Annotated in this window: 15 protein-coding genes and 1 other RNA gene; 9 read left to right on the top strand and 7 right to left on the bottom strand. The window is 60.3% G+C overall.

Annotated features, from left to right (window positions below; translation table 11 throughout):
- Nucleotides 1–7 precede the first annotated feature (7 nt).
- From hemP to ACMGF9_RS12880, 4 genes are all read right to left on the bottom strand, one after another.
- Complete coding sequence (gene hemP, locus ACMGF9_RS12895; protein ID WP_016927944.1) at nucleotides 8–190, bottom strand: hemin uptake protein HemP; 183 nt, start codon at nucleotides 188–190, stop codon at nucleotides 8–10.
- Nucleotides 191–361: 171 nt separating this feature from the next.
- The gene (locus ACMGF9_RS12890; RefSeq protein WP_015377714.1) at nucleotides 362–847 is read right to left on the bottom strand and encodes a glutathione peroxidase; all 486 of its coding nucleotides are present in this window, start codon (nucleotides 845–847) and stop codon (nucleotides 362–364) included.
- 105 nt (nucleotides 848–952) lie between these two features.
- Complete coding sequence (locus ACMGF9_RS12885; RefSeq protein WP_015377715.1) at nucleotides 953–1,999, bottom strand: 3-deoxy-7-phosphoheptulonate synthase; 1,047 nt, start codon at nucleotides 1,997–1,999, stop codon at nucleotides 953–955.
- Between the two features lie 197 nt (nucleotides 2,000–2,196).
- Nucleotides 2,197–3,057, bottom strand: a complete 861-nt coding sequence (locus ACMGF9_RS12880) for a pyruvate, water dikinase regulatory protein (protein WP_049239973.1) — start codon at nucleotides 3,055–3,057, stop codon at nucleotides 2,197–2,199.
- Between the two features lie 459 nt (nucleotides 3,058–3,516).
- Here ACMGF9_RS12880 and ppsA point away from each other — a divergent pair, with 459 nt between their 5' ends.
- Nucleotides 3,517–5,895, top strand: a complete 2,379-nt coding sequence (ppsA, locus tag ACMGF9_RS12875) for a phosphoenolpyruvate synthase (RefSeq protein ID WP_031300475.1) — start codon at nucleotides 3,517–3,519, stop codon at nucleotides 5,893–5,895.
- A gap of 109 nt (nucleotides 5,896–6,004) precedes the next feature.
- Here the strand turns inward: ppsA and rprA are convergent.
- Both rprA and ydiK read right to left on the bottom strand, forming a co-directional pair.
- Nucleotides 6,005–6,116: antisense sRNA RprA (rprA, locus tag ACMGF9_RS12870), an RNA gene on the bottom strand.
- Between the two features lie 255 nt (nucleotides 6,117–6,371).
- Nucleotides 6,372–7,472, bottom strand: a complete 1,101-nt coding sequence (gene ydiK, locus ACMGF9_RS12865; RefSeq protein WP_004931374.1) for an AI-2E family transporter YdiK — start codon at nucleotides 7,470–7,472, stop codon at nucleotides 6,372–6,374.
- Between the two features lie 245 nt (nucleotides 7,473–7,717).
- On the opposite strand from ydiK, the gene ACMGF9_RS12860 reads away from it, so the two are divergent.
- Both ACMGF9_RS12860 and menI read left to right on the top strand, forming a co-directional pair.
- Entirely contained in the window at nucleotides 7,718–10,774 is a 3,057-nt protein-coding gene (locus tag ACMGF9_RS12860) for an FAD-binding and (Fe-S)-binding domain-containing protein (protein WP_164123383.1), read from the top strand.
- Nucleotides 10,771–11,187 carry a 1,4-dihydroxy-2-naphthoyl-CoA hydrolase gene (gene menI / locus ACMGF9_RS12855; RefSeq protein WP_004931370.1) on the top strand — a complete coding sequence of 139 codons (417 nt, stop codon included), beginning with the start codon at nucleotides 10,771–10,773 and terminating at the stop codon, nucleotides 11,185–11,187. Before ACMGF9_RS12860 ends, menI begins: the two co-directional genes overlap by 4 nt.
- 45 nt (nucleotides 11,188–11,232) lie before the next feature.
- Here the strand turns inward: menI and ACMGF9_RS12850 are convergent, their stop codons facing one another.
- The gene (locus ACMGF9_RS12850) at nucleotides 11,233–11,637 is read right to left on the bottom strand and encodes a hypothetical protein (protein WP_004931369.1); all 405 of its coding nucleotides are present in this window, start codon (nucleotides 11,635–11,637) and stop codon (nucleotides 11,233–11,235) included.
- Nucleotides 11,638–12,163: 526 nt separating this feature from the next.
- Here ACMGF9_RS12850 and sufA point away from each other — a divergent pair.
- Genes sufA through sufE form a run of 6 tightly spaced genes read left to right on the top strand, consistent with a single transcriptional unit; the run spans nucleotide 12,164 to nucleotide 17,773 of the window.
- The gene (sufA, locus tag ACMGF9_RS12845; protein ID WP_004931368.1) at nucleotides 12,164–12,535 is read left to right on the top strand and encodes a Fe-S cluster assembly scaffold SufA; all 372 of its coding nucleotides are present in this window, start codon (nucleotides 12,164–12,166) and stop codon (nucleotides 12,533–12,535) included.
- Between the two features lie 14 nt (nucleotides 12,536–12,549).
- A complete protein-coding gene (gene sufB, locus ACMGF9_RS12840; protein WP_004931367.1) occupies nucleotides 12,550–14,046 on the top strand; it encodes a Fe-S cluster assembly protein SufB in 1,497 nt (498 codons plus the stop codon).
- Nucleotides 14,047–14,089: 43 nt separating this feature from the next.
- A complete protein-coding gene (gene sufC / locus ACMGF9_RS12835; RefSeq protein ID WP_016927936.1) occupies nucleotides 14,090–14,836 on the top strand; it encodes a Fe-S cluster assembly ATPase SufC in 747 nt (248 codons plus the stop codon).
- Nucleotides 14,811–16,097: a Fe-S cluster assembly protein SufD gene (sufD, locus tag ACMGF9_RS12830; RefSeq protein ID WP_414160268.1), complete on the top strand. Its 1,287-nt coding sequence runs from the start codon at nucleotides 14,811–14,813 to the stop codon at nucleotides 16,095–16,097. The genes sufC and sufD overlap by 26 nt, the downstream gene beginning before the upstream one ends.
- On the top strand, nucleotides 16,094–17,320 hold the full coding sequence (gene sufS, locus ACMGF9_RS12825) for a cysteine desulfurase SufS (protein ID WP_015377719.1): 1,227 nt from the start codon (nucleotides 16,094–16,096) through the stop codon (nucleotides 17,318–17,320). Before sufD ends, sufS begins: the two co-directional genes overlap by 4 nt.
- A gap of 36 nt (nucleotides 17,321–17,356) precedes the next feature.
- Entirely contained in the window at nucleotides 17,357–17,773 is a 417-nt protein-coding gene (gene sufE / locus ACMGF9_RS12820) for a cysteine desulfuration protein SufE (protein WP_015377720.1), read from the top strand.
- Nucleotides 17,774–17,886 lie beyond the last annotated feature (113 nt).

Below are 17,886 nucleotides of genomic sequence, written 5' to 3'. Positions count from 1 at the left end.
TCTGTGGTTATTTGGTCAGGATCAATTTCCCGGCTTTGGTCTGCCGCAGCTGATAGCGCTGGCCCTGATGGGTAATGAACGCGATGCCGTCGGCGCCGAGCAGCTGTGCGCTGTCGTAGCTGGGCGGCGCGTTTGCGCTGTGCTCGGTCGGGGCCGCGGCGGCGGGGGTTGGCGTGTTGGCAGTATCCATCATCATTGTGCTTATAAAACAGGTTATTAAATGGTAATTAATATCAAACTGAGAATCATTATCATGTGAAGGAAAGGTTACATCAAGGAAAATTTTCTTACCGATGGAACCTTTTTGTCGAACGGACATCCGGCGGCGGGCCGAGCGCACTCGGCCCGTAAAAAAGGGGCGTTATTTCAGCAGGGTTTCGATGCGGTCAAACAGGCGTTCGGGCTTGGTGATCGGCGCAAAGCGCGTCACGCGCTGGCCGTCGGCGGTGAGCAGGAATTTGGTGAAGTTCCATTTGATGCGGCGGCTGCCGAGAATGCCGGGCGCCAGGCGTTTCAGCTCATTGAACAGCGGGTGGGCGCCGGGGCCGTTAACGTCGATCTTGCTGAACAGCGGGAAACTGACGCCGTAGTTGAGGCTGCAAAAATTGGCGATCTCCAGCGGACTGCCCGGCTCCTGAGAACCAAACTGGTTGCAGGGGAAGCCGAGCACCATCAGGCCGCGCTCGCGATAGTATCGCCACAAATTTTCCAGCCCGCGGTATTGCGGGGTGAAGCCGCACTTGCTGGCGGTGTTGACCACCAGGTAAGCGCGCGCCGGGAAATCGCCCAGCGTTTTTTGCTCGCCCTGCAGCGTGACGCAGGGAATGGATAACAGAGAGTGAATCATGCCGGGGCTCCCAGTGCGTTTCGGCGGGTGCTAAAGCGTTGCAATCAGTATAGATGAGCGGGACAGAAGGGAGAAAGCCGGGGCGAGGCCCCGGTCTATGTTGCGTCAGAAACGGCTATCGACCGCATCCGCCAGCATCGCCAGCAACTGTTCGCTGTCGGACCAGCTCAGGCAAGGATCGGTGATCGACTGACCATAGGTCAACGGTTGGCCGGCGACGATCTTCTGCGTGCCTTCCACCAGGAAGCTTTCCGCCATCACGCCGGTGATGGCGGCAGAGCCGGCGCGGATCTGCTGGCAGACGTTGTCGGCCACTTCCAACTGGCGGCGGTGCATTTTCTGGCAGTTGCCGTGGCTGAAGTCGATCACCAGGTGCTCCGGCAGATCGAACTCGCGCAGGCTGTCACAGGCGGCGGCGATATCGCTGGCGTGGTAGTTCGGCGTTTTGCCGCCGCGCATGATGATGTGGCCGTACGGGTTGCCGCTGGTCTGATAGATGGTCATCTGGCCATGTTTGTCCGGCGACAGGAACATGTGCCCGGCGCGCGCCGCGCGAATGGCGTCGATGGCGATGCGGGTGTTGCCGTCGGTGCCGTTTTTGAAGCCGACCGGGCAGGAGAGCGCCGAGGCCATTTCACGGTGGATCTGGCTTTCGGTGGTGCGTGCGCCGATGGCGCCCCAGCTGATCAGATCGGCGATGTATTGGCCGACGACCATGTCCAGGAATTCGGTGGCGGTCGGCAGGCCGAGCTGGTTCACTTCCAGCAGCAGGCGGCGTGCCATTTCGATGCCGCGGTTGACCTGGAAGGTGCCGTCCAGCGCCGGATCGGAGATCAGGCCTTTCCAGCCGACGACGGTGCGCGGTTTTTCGAAATAGGTGCGCATTACGATCTCCAGGCGATCCTGGTAGCGCTCGCGCAGGGCGTTCAGCCGGCCGGCGTAATCGACGGCGGCGTCGAGATCGTGAATCGAGCAGGGGCCGATCACCACCAGCAGGCGGCGGTCTTCACCGGTGAGGATTTTTTCAATGCGTTTACGTGACGCTGTCACGTTATCGGCGATGGCCGCCGAGATCGGCAGCTTGTCCGCCAACGCTTGCGGCGTGACGAGGCTGTCGATGCGCGCGGTCCGCAGTTCATCTGTTTTGTGCATGTTGTTCCCTGGAAACTGTTCTTCTCTGCGGCAGGAGTGCCGGGAAGTGATGGCGATCACAATAACGCAAAAAGCGCTGAATTCAACCGTAGAGATTGCGTTCTGTTGATCAAAGCCGCGAAAAAAAGCACAAAAAAATCAGCTGCTGCTGAAATAAACGGCAGGCGGCGGGGCGCGGCGGCCCCGCGAGGAAAAGATCAGAACATGCGGCGGCTCATGCCAAGGATGTCGAGGATTTTGGTGGAGATCTCTTCGACCGAATAGTTGGTGGTATTGAGGTAGCGGATCTGGTTTTTGCGGAACAGCGCTTCGACCTCGGCGATCTCCATGCGGCACTGACGCAATGAAGCGTAGCGGCTGTTTTCACGCCGTTCTTCGCGGATCGCCGCCAGGCGCTCCGGATCGATGGTCAGGCCGAATAATTTATGCTGAAACGGTTTCAGCGAGGCCGGCAGGTGCAAATTGTCCATATCGTCGGCGATAAACGGGTAGTTGGCGGCGCGGATGCCGAACTGCATCGCCAGATAAAGGCTGGTGGGGGTTTTGCCGCAGCGCGACACGCCGAGCAGGATCACCTGCGCCTGATCGAGGTTGCGCAGCGAAATGCCGTCGTCATGCGCCAGGGTATAGTCGATGGCGGCAATGCGCGCGTCGTACTTGCCGAGGTTGCTGGCGGTCAGGCCGTGGGTGCGGTTCGGCACCGGCGTCGGCTCCACCTCCAGCTCACCCTGCAGCGGGCCGACCAGCGCCTGCACGATATCCTGACAGAAGCCTTGGCTCTGAACGATCACGTCGCGCACTTCCGGCGAGATGATGGAGTAAAACACCAGCGGCCGTACACCGGTTTCATTATAGATATCATCGATTTGTTGGCGAACTGCGCGTGCGCGCGCCTCGGTTTCGACAAACGGCAAGGTGTACGTGGTCGCCGTGACCGGGAACTGCGACAGCACCGCGTGCCCCAGCACTTCGGCGGTGATCGCCGTACCATCCGAAATATAAAAAACGCTTCTTTCCACCCGAGGCTCCTTACCTGAAAACGGTGTTCCTGCTGTCATCACTGCCAATATCATGAGCCGCAGACGATCCGCCGGTAAAGGGGCGAGGGAAAAAATTGTGACGGCGGGGCGGTAAACCGCCTTGCGGCGGCGCGCGAAGAAAAGCGCGCTTTGGCGGCGGCAGAAATCGCGGCGCAGCGACCCTGTTCGAGCCGAAACGTAAATTTGCCGCTATTTTCACCAAAAACGATAGCGTTTGCGTGGTCATTAAAACAGAATTTTAAAAAGAGCGTAATTTGTTGAGAACTAAGCTTTTCGTGCGATTGGGAACGGTTCCCAGGCAAATCAGCCGGTTAGGACATTCTCTTAAAAACCACTTTCTTCAGTGGGTTGATCGATTCACCTTTCCATTTTCCCCGGATCAGTGTGCTAGTCTGATTCGGCTCCGTGTTAGCGGTGCCGTAAAGCAAGCGAATTAAATCCGTCTTTACCCTACTGATAGCAATAAGGATTGTCTCGATGTCCAACAATGGCCCAGACTTGCGTAATGTGCTTTGGTACAACCAGCTTGGCATGCACGACGTTGACCGTGTCGGCGGCAAAAATGCCTCCCTCGGTGAAATGATCACCAATCTTTCCGATTTGGGCGTGGCCGTGCCTAACGGTTTTGCCACCACCGCACAGGCGTTTAACGATTTTCTCGAACAAAGCGGTGTTAACCAGCGCATCTATCAGTTACTGGATCAGACTGACGTTGACGACGTTGCCCAACTGGCCAAGGCCGGCGCCCAGATCCGCCAATGGGTGATCGACACGCCGTTCCACGCCGAGTTCGAGCGTGAAATTCATCAGGCTTACCAACAGCTCGCCGACGGCGAACCGGAAGCTTCCTTTGCGGTGCGCTCCTCGGCCACGGCGGAAGACATGCCGGACGCCTCCTTTGCCGGTCAGCAGGAAACCTTCCTCAACGTGCAGGGCATCGACGCCGTAATGGTGGCGATCAAGCACGTGTTCGCGTCGCTGTTCAACGATCGCGCCATCTCTTATCGCGTGCACCAGGGCTACGATCACCGCGGCGTGGCGTTGTCGGCCGGCGTACAGCGCATGGTGCGTTCGGATCTGGCCTCCTCGGGCGTGATGTTCACCATCGACACCGAGTCCGGCTTTGATCAGGTGGTCTTCATCACCTCCGCTTTCGGCTTGGGTGAAATGGTGGTGCAGGGCGCGGTGAACCCGGATGAGTTCTACGTGCACAAACCGACGCTGCAAAACGGCAAGCCGGCGATCGTGCGCCGTAACCTGGGTTCGAAAAAGATCCGCATGGTATACGCGCCGTCGCAGGATCACGGCAAGCAGGTGCGCATCGAAGACGTGCCGGAAGCGCAGCGCAGCCGTTTCTCGCTGACGGATGAAGAAGTGCAGGCGCTGGCGCAGCAGGCGCTCCTGATCGAAAAACATTACGGCCGCCCGATGGATATCGAGTGGGCGAAAGACGGCCATACCGGCAAGCTGCTGATCGTGCAGGCGCGCCCGGAGACCGTACGCTCCAACGAGCAGACCATGGAACGCTACCAGCTGAACGGCACCAGTCCGGTGCTGGTGGAAGGCCGCGCCATCGGCCACCGCATCGGCGCCGGTCCGGTGAAAGTGATCCACGACATCAGCGAAATGGATCGCATCCAGCCGGGCGACGTGCTGGTGACCGACATGACCGACCCGGACTGGGAGCCGATCATGAAGAAGGCCGCCGCGATCGTCACCAACCGCGGCGGGCGCACCTGTCACGCGGCGATCATCGCGCGTGAGCTGGGCATTCCGGCGGTGGTGGGCTGTGGCCACGCCACCGACGTGCTGAAAGACGGCCAGAAAGTCACCGTCTCCTGCGCGGAAGGCGACACCGGCTTCGTTTACAGCGACATGCTGGACTTCAGCGTGCAGAGCTCCGAAGTGACCGAGCTGCCGGATCTGCCGCTGAAGATCATGATGAACGTCGGCAACCCGGATCGCGCTTTCGACTTCGCGCGTTTGCCGAACGAAGGCGTGGGCCTGGCTCGGCTGGAATTTATCATCAACCGCATGATCGGCGTGCACCCGCGCGCGCTGCTGGAGTTCGACCAGCAGACGCCGGCGCTGCAAAATGAAATTCGCGCGCTGATGCAGGGTTACGATCACCCGGTCGAGTTCTACGTCGGTCGCCTGACCGAAGGCATCGCGACGTTGGGCGCCGCCTTCTGGCCGAAGCGCGTGATCGTGCGTCTGTCCGACTTCAAATCCAACGAGTACGCCAACCTGGTGGGCGGCGACAAGTATGAACCGCACGAAGAGAACCCGATGTTGGGCTTCCGCGGCGCCGGCCGTTACGTGGCCGACAGTTTCCGCGATTGCTTCGCGCTGGAGTGCGAGGCGGTGAAACGCGTGCGTAACGATATGGGGCTGACCAACGTCGAAATCATGGTGCCGTTCGTGCGCACCGTGGCGCAGGCGGAAGCGGTGGTGGCCGAGTTGGCGCGTCAGGGGCTGAAACGCGGCGAAAACGGGTTGAAAGTGATCATGATGTGCGAAATCCCGTCCAATGCGCTGTTGGCGGATCAGTTCCTCGAGCACTTCGACGGCTTCTCCATCGGCTCCAACGACATGACTCAGCTGGCGCTGGGGCTGGATCGCGATTCCGGCGTAGTGTCGGAACTGTTCGACGAGCGCAACGAGGCGGTGAAAGCGCTGCTGTCGATGGCGATTCAGGCGGCCAAGCGCCACGGCAAATACGTCGGCATTTGCGGCCAGGGCCCGTCTGACCATGAAGACTTCGCCGAGTGGCTGATGGAGCAGGGCATCGACAGCCTGTCGCTTAACCCGGACACTGTGGTGCAGACCTGGATCAATTTGTCGAAAAAGAAATAATGTCTCGGCCTCACTGAGGCATTAACGTCGGGCCGCAGTTAACGCTGCGGCCTTTTTATTTCCGAATGTAAATAACGGCGCGTAAAATAATCAATTCGACGAAAAAAGAATAAAAAAAAGCCCACCGTAGGAGATGGGCAAAGACTACACACAGCAATTCACATGTATGGCATTACATTGTTCAGAAAGGTTGCTTTAAAATCAGTGATTTGAAGCAATAGATGGCCATAATACTAGATTTTTGAACGCGACTAGTCATTAAGAATCATCCTAATCGATAGCGGCATCACATTTTATTTGCGGGAGTTATCTCTTTTTTCCGTTTGCAACAAACAGGGATTTACATTGCACCTTTCATTCGCCGTACCGTAATCAATATAGGGCGGCATTATATTGGGCGGAGATATTACTCGAATGAGGTAGGAATAATGACGGGCGCGAAAAGTTCCGCCCGACGGTGCGGGCGGAAGGGGGAATTAGCGTTTTTCCAGCTCGTCGATGACTTGCTCCGGCGCGGAGGTCGGCTCCGGCGCTTCATCCATCCAGGCGGTCAGCAGGCGATAAGACACCGCCAACACCACCGGGCCGATGAACAGGCCAATCATGCCGAAGGCCAGCAAACCGCCGATAACGCCGGACAGGATCAGCAGCAGCGGCAGATCGGCGCCCATGCGGATCAGCACCGGGCGCAGCACGTTATCCAGCGTGGCCACCACGCAGCTCCAGACCAGCAGCACGGTGCCCCAGGTGGTGTCGCCGTGCCAGTACAGCCAGATGATGGCCGGCACCAGCACCAACAGCGGCCCCAATTGCGCCACACAGCAGATGAAGATCAGCATCGTCAGCAGAGTGGCGGCAGGAATGCCGCTTACCGCCAGACCGATGCCGCCCAGCACCGACTGCACCAACGCCGTCACCACCACGCCCAGCGCGACGGCGCGAATTGCCTGGCCGCCCAGCAGCACCGCCGCATCGCCGCGCGCGGAACCGAGGCGCACCGCAAAGTGGCGGATACCCAGCGCCACCTGTTCGCCGCGCGCGTACAACAAGGCGCTGAACAGCAGCATCAGTGCGCAGTGCAGCAGCAGACGGCCGATATGCGCCGCCTGCGCCACGAACCAGGTGGCGGTTTGGCCAAAGTACGGCTGCACCTTCGCCAGCAGCGCGGCGCCGCCGGCGTTAACCAGCGTGTGGTAGCTGGTATAGAGTTTGTCGCCGATCATCGGCACGGACTGCAGCCAGGCGAGATCGGGAATATGCAGTTTGCCCGGCGAACTGGCCCAGGCGATCAGCGGCGCGCTGTTATCCACCACGCTGCTGATCAGCAGTGAGATAGGCAGAATGAACAGCAGGATCAGCAGCAGGGTCATGACCAACACCGCCAGCGAACGGCGGCCCCACAGCAGCTTTTGCAGTTTGAGCAGCAGCGGCCAGGTGGCGATCACCACCATGCCCGCCCAGGCGAAGCCGAGAATAAACGGTTGGATCACCCAAAAACAGGCGACGATCATGATGGCGATAAACAGCACGCCGAAAATAATTCGCGGTAAGTCGTAACGCGATTGCGGGAGTGGCATCAGTGGGTTCTCATCCTGGTCAATTAAATCCCTGGCACCGGCGAATCGGGGTGCCTGTCGGTCGGTTTCTCACCGCCGGGCGGCCGCCTGTGGCGGCGCTCGCAGGGCGGTAATAATGTGAATGCCTTCACTAAACGAGTATGTTAGTTTTTAGTGTCACTAAAAAATAGGGTGGGTCTGAATTAAAGGCCCGATTCAGCGTACATCAGCGCATAAAAAATAGACGGACAGGGTCAAAAAAGCGAATGATCCCACAGATTTCTCAGGCGCCCGGCCTGGTTCAACGGGTGCTCGACTTTTTGGAAGCACTGAAGCAAAACGGATTCAACGGCGATACCGCCACCAGCTATGCCGACCGGCTGACGATGGCCACCGACAACAGTATCTATCAGCTGCTGCCCGATGCGGTGGTGTTCCCCCGTTCCACCGCCGACGTGGCGCTGATCGCCCGTCTGGCCGGAGAAGAGCGCTTCAATACGCTGACCTTCAGCCCGCGCGGCGGCGGCACCGGCACCAACGGCCAGTCGCTCAATACCGGCATCGTGGTCGATATGTCGCGCCATATGAACCGCATTCTGGAGATCAACGTCGAACAGGGCTGGGTGAAAGTCGAAGCCGGGGTGATCAAGGATCAGTTGAATCAATACCTGCGGCCGTTCGGCTACTTCTTCTCGCCGGAACTGTCCACCAGCAACCGCGCCACGCTGGGGGGAATGATCAACACCGATGCCTCCGGCCAGGGCTCGCTGGTGTACGGCAAAACCTCCGATCACGTGTTGGGGCTGCGGGCGGTGCTGCTGGGCGGCGAGATGATCGATACCCGCGCCATGCCGACGGCGCTGGCGGAAACGATTGCTCTGGAAGAGACCGCCGAAGGGCGCATCTACCGCACGGTGCTCAACCGCTGCCGCGAGCAGCGCGCGCTGATCCTGGAGAAATTCCCCAAGCTCAACCGCTTCCTCACCGGTTACGATCTGCGCCACGTGCTGAGCGACGATCTGCAAACCTTCGATTTGACGCGTATTCTGACCGGCGCCGAGGGCACGCTGGCGTTTATCACCGAGGCGCGGCTGGACATCACGCCGCTGCCGAAAGTGCGCCGCCTGGTCAACGTGAAGTACGATTCCTTCGACTCGGCGCTGCGCAATGCGCCCTTTATGGTCGAGGCCAAGGCGCTGTCGGTGGAAACCATCGATTCCAAGGTGTTGAACCTGGCGCGTGAAGACATCGTTTGGCACTCGGTGAACGAACTGATCGCCGACGTGCCGGATAAAGAGATGCTCGGGCTGAACATCGTCGAGTTCGCCGGCGACGATCGGGCGCTGATCGACGGCCAGATGGAAGCCCTGTGCCAGCGGCTGGACGAATTGATCGCGCAGCGGCAGGGCGGCGTGATCGGGTACCAGATCTGCGGCGATCTGGCTGGCATCGAGCGCATTTACAACATGCGCAAAAAGGCGGTCGGGCTGCTGGGCAACGCCAAAGGGCGCGCCAAGCCGATTCCGTTCGCCGAGGACACCTGTGTGCCGCCGCAACATCTGGCGGACTATATCGTCGAATTTCGGCAACTGCTCGATGACCACAATCTGAGCTATGGCATGTTTGGCCACGTCGACGCCGGGGTGCTGCACGTGCGCCCGGCGCTCGACATGTGCGACCCGCAGCAGGAAGTGCTGATGAAGCAGATCTCCGATCGGGTGGTGGCGCTGACCGCCAAATACGGCGGCCTGCTGTGGGGGGAGCACGGCAAGGGGTTCCGCGCGGAATACAGCCCTGAATTCTTCGGAGAAACGCTGTATGAAGAGCTGCGCCGCATCAAGGCGGCGTTCGATCCGGATAACCGCCTGAACCCAGGCAAGATCTGTTCGCCGCTGGCGGTGGATGCGCCGATGATGCAGGTGGATGCGGTCAAACGCGGCACCTTCGATCGCCAGATCCCGGTCGAGGTGCGCACCTCGTTCCGCGGCGCGCTGGAGTGTAACGGCAACGGCCTGTGCTTCAACTTCGACGTACGCAGCCCGATGTGCCCGTCGATGAAGATCAGCGGCAACCGCATTCATTCGCCGAAAGGGCGGGCGACGCTGGTGCGCGAGTGGCTGCGTCTGTTGGCCGAGCAGGGGGTCGATCCGCTGGCGCTGGAGAAACAGCTGCCGCAGCAGCGCCTCAGCTTGCGCGGCCTGATCGAGAAAACCCGCAACAGCTGGCACGCCGGCAAGGGCGAGTATGACTTCTCGCACGAAGTGAAAGAGGCGATGTCCGGCTGCCTGGCCTGTAAGGCCTGCTCCACCCAGTGCCCGATCAAGATTGACGTGCCGGGATTCCGTTCGCGCTTCCTGCAGCTTTACCATACCCGCTACCTGCGCCCGGTAAGCGACTACATGGTCGCCGGCGTGGAGAGCTATACCCCGTTGATGGCCCGCGCGCCGAAGGTGTTCAACTTCTTCTTCCGCCAGCCGTGGCTGCGGGAGATGAGCCGCAACGCCATCGGCATGGTCGATCTGCCGCTGTTGTCCAGCCCGACGCTGCGCCAGCAGCTGTCCGGCCACCGCGCGATCACGCTGACGCTGGAGCAGTTGGAAGGGCTGAGCGCCGAGCAGCGCGCAGAACACGTGTTGATCGTCCAGGATCCGTTCACCAGCTATTACGACGCCAAAGTGGTGGCGGACTTTGTCCGGCTGGTGGAGAAGCTCGGCTATAAACCGGTGCTGCTGCCGTTCTCGCCGAACGGCAAGGCGCAGCATGTGAAGGGCTTCCTGACGCGGTTCGCCCGCACCGCGCGCAAAACCGCCGATTTCCTCAACCGTGTGGCGCAGCTAGGCATGCCGCTGGTGGGCGTCGATCCGGCGCTGGTGCTGTGCTACCGCGACGAATACCGCGAGATCCTCGGCGCCGAGCGCGGCGATTTCCAGGTGCAGCTGGTGCATGAATGGCTGCAGCAGCGGATCGCGGATCGCGCCGAACAGCCGGCGACCGGCGAGCCGTGGTATCTGTTCGGCCACTGCACCGAAACCACCGCGCTGCCGGCCAGCGGCCAACAGTGGGCGGCGATCTTCGCCCGTTTCGGCGCCAAACTGGAGAACGTCAGCGTCGGCTGCTGCGGCATGGCGGGCACTTACGGCCATGAAGCCAGGAACCTGCAAAACTCGCTCGGCATTTATGAGCTATCATGGCATCCGACGCTACAGCGTTTGCCGCGGCAGCGCTGCCTGGCGACCGGCTATTCGTGCCGCAGCCAGGTGAAACGCATCGAGGGCAATGGCGTGCGCCACCCATTACAGGCACTTCTGGAGATGATTGAGTGAAATTGTGGAAACGTGAAACATCGCTGGAGCAGCTGAACCGCGCCGGTGACGGCTGCATGGTCAGCCATGTGGGCATCGAGTTTACCCAACTGGGCGAGGATTTCCTCGAGGCCACCATGCCGGTCGATAGCCGTACCCGGCAGCCGTTCGGGCTGTTGCACGGCGGGGCGTCGGTGGTGCTGGCGGAATCGATGGGATCGATGGCCGGCTACCTGTGCAGTGAGGGCGAGCAGAAAGTGGTGGGGCTGGAGATCAACGCCAACCACCTGCGCGCGGTGTTCGATGGCCAGGTGCGCGGGGTGTGCCGCGCACTGCACGTCGGCCGTCGCCATCAGGTGTGGCAAATCGAGATCTTCGACGCGCGCGATCGGTTGTGCTGCACCTCGCGTCTGACCACGGCGGTCATCGACTGATCCCCGCCGCTTTCCGCAGGCGCTCGGCCTGCGGAGTCTTTCGCTTTACAGCTGAAACGGCACGCGTTTGACGAAGTCCTTCTGAAACGCGTTCGCCTTCTCCCAGGTGCCTTCCATTGCATATTTTTGGCAGATCAGCGTCAGCGTATGGCGGGCGAAGTGGTAGCTTTGCACCCGAAACAGCTGGCAACGCTGTGGGTTGTTGATCTCGACGATCAGCCGGTTGTGCAGCTTGCTGAGCGCGTGCAGGTAGCTGTCGTCGTCGCCGTTCTCCAGACACAAATTGGCCATGGTCAGGCTGACGCTGTTGTACCGCTTCAGGTGGTCGATATTGCATTCCGGGCGCCGTAGCGCCGCTTCGGCCATGTAAAAGTCCACCGTGGCGTCGCGCACGCTGAATTTGTAGTCATCAATCTTGCCCAGCAACCATGCGTTGATCGAAAGAGTCATTGGCTTCGCGCTCAAATTTAAATTGAATGATAATCATTATCATATAAACTGCCGCGCTGCCGATCAATCCCCGGCGTGGCGTTTTTTCATTGCGCGGGGTGTAAAAGGTCGCCGACGACCCAACTTGATGCTGAGCGACTAAACTTTAACCTGAGGGCGCGCGCTTGCGCTGCGCCACGAAATGCCGATAAACGCACATTTACGACAGACAGAATGCAGAAATAGGTATTTTCTATGAATGTTTAGATCGGCAACGTACCGCGGCGCTGTAACGCTGACGGGCCACCGGGGAGTGCGGTACGGTGATGCAGGATAAAGAATAAATTCATAGGGATAGCATGCACACCTTGCCGCCAGACGCCGCAAGCCGCCACGGATGTCCCGCTGGCTTGCCGCACGCCGCAGCGAAAAACCGCGCTTGCGGCGGATACCCCCGCAAAACAAACGGTTGAAGTGATAATCGTTATCACTAACATATAAGCAACCCAGATTGGCTGTGGCCAAACACGAGTGTGAGGTAGACCCTATGCAAACGGAAAATGTCGGCACTTTTTCTCTGGATGAAAATGTCTGGCAAGGCATTTCGCTCAGCGACAGCGCCGTACGACAAATAACCAAACTGATGCAGCAGGATCCGCAGGTGAAAGGGCTGCAGCTAGGGGTGAAACAATCCGGCTGCGCCGGCTTTGCCTATGTGCTGGATCTGACCCGCGAACCCGCCGATGACGATCTGCTGTTTGAGCGCGACGGCGCCAAACTCTATGTGCCGCTGAAGGCCATGCCGTTCATCGATGGCACCACGGTAGATTACGTCCGCGAAGGGCTGAATCAGATATTCAAATTCAACAACCCTAAAGCTCAGCATGCCTGCGGGTGCGGCGAGAGCTTTGGCGTTTGAGCGATGCAATCAACATGACACGAAGCAATGTAGAAATGCCTAATGAAGTGCAGGCTTGGGTCAGCGAAGGTCGCTACAAAGAAGGTTTCTTCACCCAGCTGGCAACCGATGAGTTGGCCAAGGGCATCAACGAAGAGGTGGTGCGCGCCATCTCGGCCAAGCGCAACGAACCCGAGTGGATGCTGGAATTCCGCCTTGAGGCTTATCGCGCCTGGCTGCAGATGGAAGAGCCGCACTGGCTGAAGGCCAATTACGAACGCCTGAACTACCAGGACTACAGTTACTATTCGGCGCCGTCCTGCGGCAGCTGCGACGATGCATGCGGTTCGCAACCCGGCGCCGAGCAGCAACCGGGCGCGGCGACGGAAAAAGATTACCTGACCAGCGAAGTGGAGCTGGCGTTCAACCAGCTCGGCGTGCCGGTGCGCGAGGGCAGCGAGGTGGCGGTGGACGCCATCTTCGACTCGGTCTCGGTCGCCACCACCTACCGTGAAAAACTGGCGGAGAGCGGGGTGATCTTCTGTTCGTTCGGCGAAGCGATCCAGGAATACCCGGATCTGGTGCGTCAATACCTGGGGCGCGTGGTGCCGTCCAACGATAACTTCTTCGCTGCGCTGAACGCCGCGGTGGCCTCCGACGGCACCTTCGTCTATGTGCCGAAAGGGGTGCGCTGCCCGATGGAGCTGTCGACCTACTTCCGCATCAACGCCGCCAAAACCGGCCAGTTCGAGCGCACCATCCTGATCGCCGACGAAGGCAGCTACGTCAGCTATATCGAAGGCTGTTCCGCCCCGGTGCGCGACAGCTACCAGCTGCACGCGGCGGTGGTGGAAGTGATCCTGCATAAAGACGCCGAAGTGAAATACTCGACGGTGCAGAACTGGTTCTCCGGCGGCGAGAGCAAGGGCGGTATCCTCAACTTCGTCACCAAGCGCGCGCTGTGCGAAGGCGCCGGTTCGAAAATGTCCTGGACCCAGTCGGAAACCGGCTCGGCCATCACCTGGAAATACCCGAGCGTGATTTTGCAGGGCGACAACTCGATCGGCGAATTCTTCTCGGTGGCGCTGACCAGCGGCCATCAGCAGGCAGATACCGGCACCAAGATGATCCACATCGGCAAAAACACCAGGTCGACCATCATCGCCAAAGGCATCTCCGCCGGCCACAGCGAGAACACCTATCGCGGCCTGGTGAAAATCCTGCCGGGGGCGGAAAACGCCCGTAATTTTACCCAGTGCGACTCGATGCTGATCGGGCCGGACAGCGGTGCCCACACGTTCCCTTACGTTGAAGCGCGCAACAACAGCGCTCAGCTGGAGCACGAAGCCACTACCTCGAAGATCGGCGATGACCAGCTGTTCTACTGCCTGCAGCGCGGCATCAGCGAGGATGACGCCATTTCGATGATCGTCAACGGTTTCTGCAAGGACGTTTTCTCCGAGCTGCCGCTGGAGTTCGCCGTCGAGGCGCAAAAACTCCTGGCCATCAGCCTGGAACACAGCGTGGGTTAATCGCCGCATTTTTAGCGCCGTCGGCGCTATCTGAGGACACAGCATGTTAAGCATCAAGAATTTGAAAGTCAGCGTGGAAGGTAACGAGATCCTCAAGGGATTGGATCTGGAGATCAAACCGGGCGAAGTGCACGCCATCATGGGGCCGAACGGCTCGGGCAAGAGCACGCTGTCCGCCACGCTGGCCGGGCGTGAAGAGTACGAAGTGACCGAAGGGGAAGTCACCTTCAAGGGCAAGGATCTGCTGGAGCTGGATCCGGAAGATCGCGCGGGCGAGGGCGTGTTCCTGGCCTTCCAGTACCCGGTGGAGATCCCCGGCGTCAGCAACCACTTCTTCCTGCAGACGTCGGTCAACGCGGTGCGCAAATACCGCGAGCAGGAGCCGCTGGATCGCTTTGACTTCGCCGATTTCATCGAAGAGAAAATCGCGCTGCTGGACATGCCGGCCGATCTGCTGACCCGTTCGGTCAACGTCGGCTTCTCCGGCGGCGAGAAAAAACGCAACGACATTCTGCAGATGGCGGCGCTGGAGCCGGATCTGTGCATTCTCGATGAAACCGATTCGGGCCTGGACATCGATGCGCTCAAAATCGTCGCCAACGGCGTCAACTCGCTGCGGGACGGCAAGCGCGCCTTTATCATCGTCACCCACTATCAGCGCATTCTGGACTACATCCAGCCGGATTACGTACACGTGCTGTCCCAGGGGCGCATCGTCAAATCCGGCGATTTCTCGCTGGTGAAACAGTTGGAGGAGCAGGGCTATGGCTGGCTTACCGACCAACAGTAATTCAAACGCGCTGCAGCAACTGTATCGCCTGTTCGAAGGCCGCGGCGGCGAGCGTTCGCCGCATGCGCTGGCGCACTGGCAGCAGGCGCTGCGCCTCGGCTGGCCGACGCGCAAGCATGAAAACTGGAAATACACGCCGCTGGAGAGCCTGCTGGAGCAGCAATTCCTCGAGCCGCAGCCCGCCCCGGTGAGCGCAGAGCAGCTCGATGCGCTGGCGCTCGGCATCGATGCCTGTCGGCTGGTGTTTATCGACGGCCGCTACAGCGCCGCGCTGAGCGATGGCGACCTGGGCGACTACCAGTTCGAGTTGACCGCCTATGGCATGCCTCAGGCGTTGCCGGAGCCGATCCAGCCGGAGATTTTTCTGCACCTGACCGAAAGCCTGGCGCAGGAAACCAGCCTGATCCGCCTGCCGGCCGGCAAGATCCCTGCACGCCCGCTGTATCTGCTGCACATCAGCAGCGGACGCGGCGCCGCCGGGGAAGTGAACACCGTGCATCACCGCCATCATCTGGAGATCGGGCGCGGGGCTGAGGCGGAAGTGATCGAGCACTACGTCAGCCTGGGCGAGGCCGCACATTTCACCGGCGCGCGCCTGACCGCCAATGTGGCGGACAACGCCGGGCTGTTGCACTGCAAGCTGGCGTTTGAGAGCCAGCCAAGCTACCACTTTGCTCACAACGATCTGGTTATCGGCCGCGACGCGCGGGTGAAAAGCGACAGCTTCCTGCTGGGCGCCGGCCTGACGCGGCACAACACCAGCGCGCAGTTGAACGGCGAAGGCGCGAATCTGGTGATCAACAGCCTGGTGCTGCCGGTGGGCAAAGAGATTTGCGACACCCGCACCTATCTGGAGCACAACAAGGGCTATTGCGAAAGCCGCCAGCTGCATAAAACCGTGGTCAGCGATCGCGGCAAGGCGGTGTTCAACGGCATGATCAAAGTGGCCAAGCACGCGATCAAAACCGACGGCCAGATGACCAACCATAACCTGCTGTTGGGTAAGGTGGCGGAAGTGGATACCAAGCCGCAGCTGGAGATCTACGCCGATGACGTCAAGTGCAGCCACGGTGCTACCGTGGGGCGCATCGATGAAGAGCAGCTGTTCTATCTGCAGTCGCGCGGCATCGACAAGCACGCGGCGCAGCAGATGATCATCTTCGCCTTCGCCGCCGAGCTGACCGAAGGCATCGCCAACGACACCATCCGGGAACGGGTGCTGGCGCGCATCGCCCAGCGCCTGCCGGGGGAGGCTGCATGAGTTATCCGATTGAACGCGTACGCGGCGATTTCCCGCTGTTGGCGCGTGAGGTGAACGGCCAACCGCTGGCCTATCTCGACAGCGCCGCCAGCGCGCAGAAACCGCAGGCGGTGATCGACCGCGAGCTGGAGTTCTACCGCCACGGGTATGCGGCGGTGCATCGCGGTATCCACACCCTGAGCGCCGAGGCGACTCAGCAGATGGAAGCGGTGCGGGAACAGGCGGCGCGCTTTATCAATGCTGCCTCGGCGGAAGAGATGGTGTTCGTCAAGGGCACCACCGAAGGCATCAATCTGGTGGCCAACAGCTTTGGCCGCCACCTGCTGCAGCCGGGCGATGCGATTCTCATCACCGAGATGGAGCACCACGCCAACATCGTGCCGTGGCAGATGCTGGCGCAGGAGCGCGGGTTGCAGCTGCGGGTGTGGCCGCTGCAGCCGGACGGCACGCTGGATCTGGCTCGGTTGCCGGAACTGGTCGACGCGTCCTGTAAACTGCTGGCGCTGACCGAGGTCTCCAACGTGCTGGGCACCGTCAACCCGGTGCGCGAGATCATCGCCCGTGCCAGAACCCTGTCACCGGATCTGACGGTGCTGGTGGACGGCGCGCAGGCGGTGATGCACCAGCGCGTCGATGTCCAGGCGCTGGACTGCGATTTCTACGTGTTTTCCGGCCATAAGCTGTATGGCCCTTCCGGCATCGGCATGCTGTATGGCCGCCAGGCGTTGTTGCAGCAGATGCCGCCGTGGGAAGGGGGCGGCTCGATGATCCGGCAGGTCAGCCTGACGGCGGGCACCACCTTCGCCGATCCGCCGTGGCGCTTCGAGGCCGGTTCGCCGAACACCGCCGGCATCATGGGGCTGGGCGCGGCGTTTGATTACGTCGAAGCCTTGAGCCTGAATGCGATCCACGATTATGAACAGTCGCTGATGCATTACGCGCTCGAGGCGCTCAAGCAGGTGCCGACGCTGAAAATCTATGGTCCGGCGCATCGCGCCGGGGTGATCGCCTTCAATCTGGGAGAGCACCACGCCTATGACGTCGGCAGCTTCCTCGATCAGTACGGTATCGCCATTCGCACCGGCCATCACTGCGCGATGCCGCTGATGGCGTTTTATCAGGTGCCGAGCATGTGCCGTGCTTCGCTGGCGTTATATAATACCCGCGAAGAGGTGGACCGGCTGGTGGCCGGGCTGCAACGCATTCATCAGTTATTAGGTTAGGCTGGGGCGTGTCCCCGGCGGTACAAAAGGATCCCCATGGCGAATTTGCCGGACAAAGATAAATTGGTGCGTAATTTCTCCCGCTGTCTGAACTGGGAGGAGAAATACCTGTACGTGATTGAACTCGGCGCTAAATTGCCGCCGCTGGACGAGGCGGAGCGGCAGGCCGCCAACCTGATCTCCGGCTGTCAGAGCCAGGTGTGGATCGTGATGCGCCGCGATGAGCAGGGGCAGGTCGAGTTTCACGGCGACAGCGACGCGGCGATCGTCAAAGGGTTGCTGGCGGTGGTGTTCATTCTTTATCGCCAATTGACGCCGCAGCAGATCGTCGATCTCGATGTGCGGCCGTTTTTCACCGAGCTGGCGCTCAGCCAACATCTGACGCCTTCGCGCTCGCAGGGGCTGGAGGCGATGATCCGCGCCATTCGCAGTAAAGCGGCGCAGCTGGCCTGATCCATAACGCCTTCATCCTCAAGACTCATTGATACCTTTGCTTTGTCAATGAGTCTTTACAATTCACAATTTTCCTCCGGGCAACGCGCCCAATTCAGTGATATTTCAGCAGC

The organism is Serratia sp. BNK-23, assembly GCF_047456145.1.
GTDB lineage: Bacteria > Pseudomonadota > Gammaproteobacteria > Enterobacterales > Enterobacteriaceae > Serratia > Serratia nematodiphila.
Note: the sequence above shows the minus strand (reverse complement) of the source record. Positions and strands in the feature narration are given on the sequence as shown.

Coding starts and splice junctions, on each gene's coding strand:
- sufB (WP_004931367.1), top strand. CDS start 12,550: ATGACACGAAGCAATGTAGAAATGCCTAATGAAGTGCAGGCTTGGGTC.
- ACMGF9_RS12890 (WP_015377714.1), bottom strand. CDS start 847: ATGATTCACTCTCTGTTATCCATTCCCTGCGTCACGCTGCAGGGCGAG.
- sufS (WP_015377719.1), top strand. CDS start 16,094: ATGAGTTATCCGATTGAACGCGTACGCGGCGATTTCCCGCTGTTGGCG.
- ppsA (WP_031300475.1), top strand. CDS start 3,517: ATGTCCAACAATGGCCCAGACTTGCGTAATGTGCTTTGGTACAACCAG.
- hemP (WP_016927944.1), bottom strand. CDS start 190: ATGGATACTGCCAACACGCCAACCCCCGCCGCCGCGGCCCCGACCGAG.
- ydiK (WP_004931374.1), bottom strand. CDS start 7,472: ATGCCACTCCCGCAATCGCGTTACGACTTACCGCGAATTATTTTCGGC.
- ACMGF9_RS12850 (WP_004931369.1), bottom strand. CDS start 11,637: ATGACTCTTTCGATCAACGCATGGTTGCTGGGCAAGATTGATGACTAC.
- sufE (WP_015377720.1), top strand. CDS start 17,357: ATGGCGAATTTGCCGGACAAAGATAAATTGGTGCGTAATTTCTCCCGC.
- ACMGF9_RS12885 (WP_015377715.1), bottom strand. CDS start 1,999: ATGCACAAAACAGATGAACTGCGGACCGCGCGCATCGACAGCCTCGTC.
- ACMGF9_RS12860 (WP_164123383.1), top strand. CDS start 7,718: ATGATCCCACAGATTTCTCAGGCGCCCGGCCTGGTTCAACGGGTGCTC.
- sufA (WP_004931368.1), top strand. CDS start 12,164: ATGCAAACGGAAAATGTCGGCACTTTTTCTCTGGATGAAAATGTCTGG.
- ACMGF9_RS12880 (WP_049239973.1), bottom strand. CDS start 3,057: ATGACAGCAGGAACACCGTTTTCAGGTAAGGAGCCTCGGGTGGAAAGA.
- sufC (WP_016927936.1), top strand. CDS start 14,090: ATGTTAAGCATCAAGAATTTGAAAGTCAGCGTGGAAGGTAACGAGATC.
- sufD (WP_414160268.1), top strand. CDS start 14,811: ATGGCTGGCTTACCGACCAACAGTAATTCAAACGCGCTGCAGCAACTG.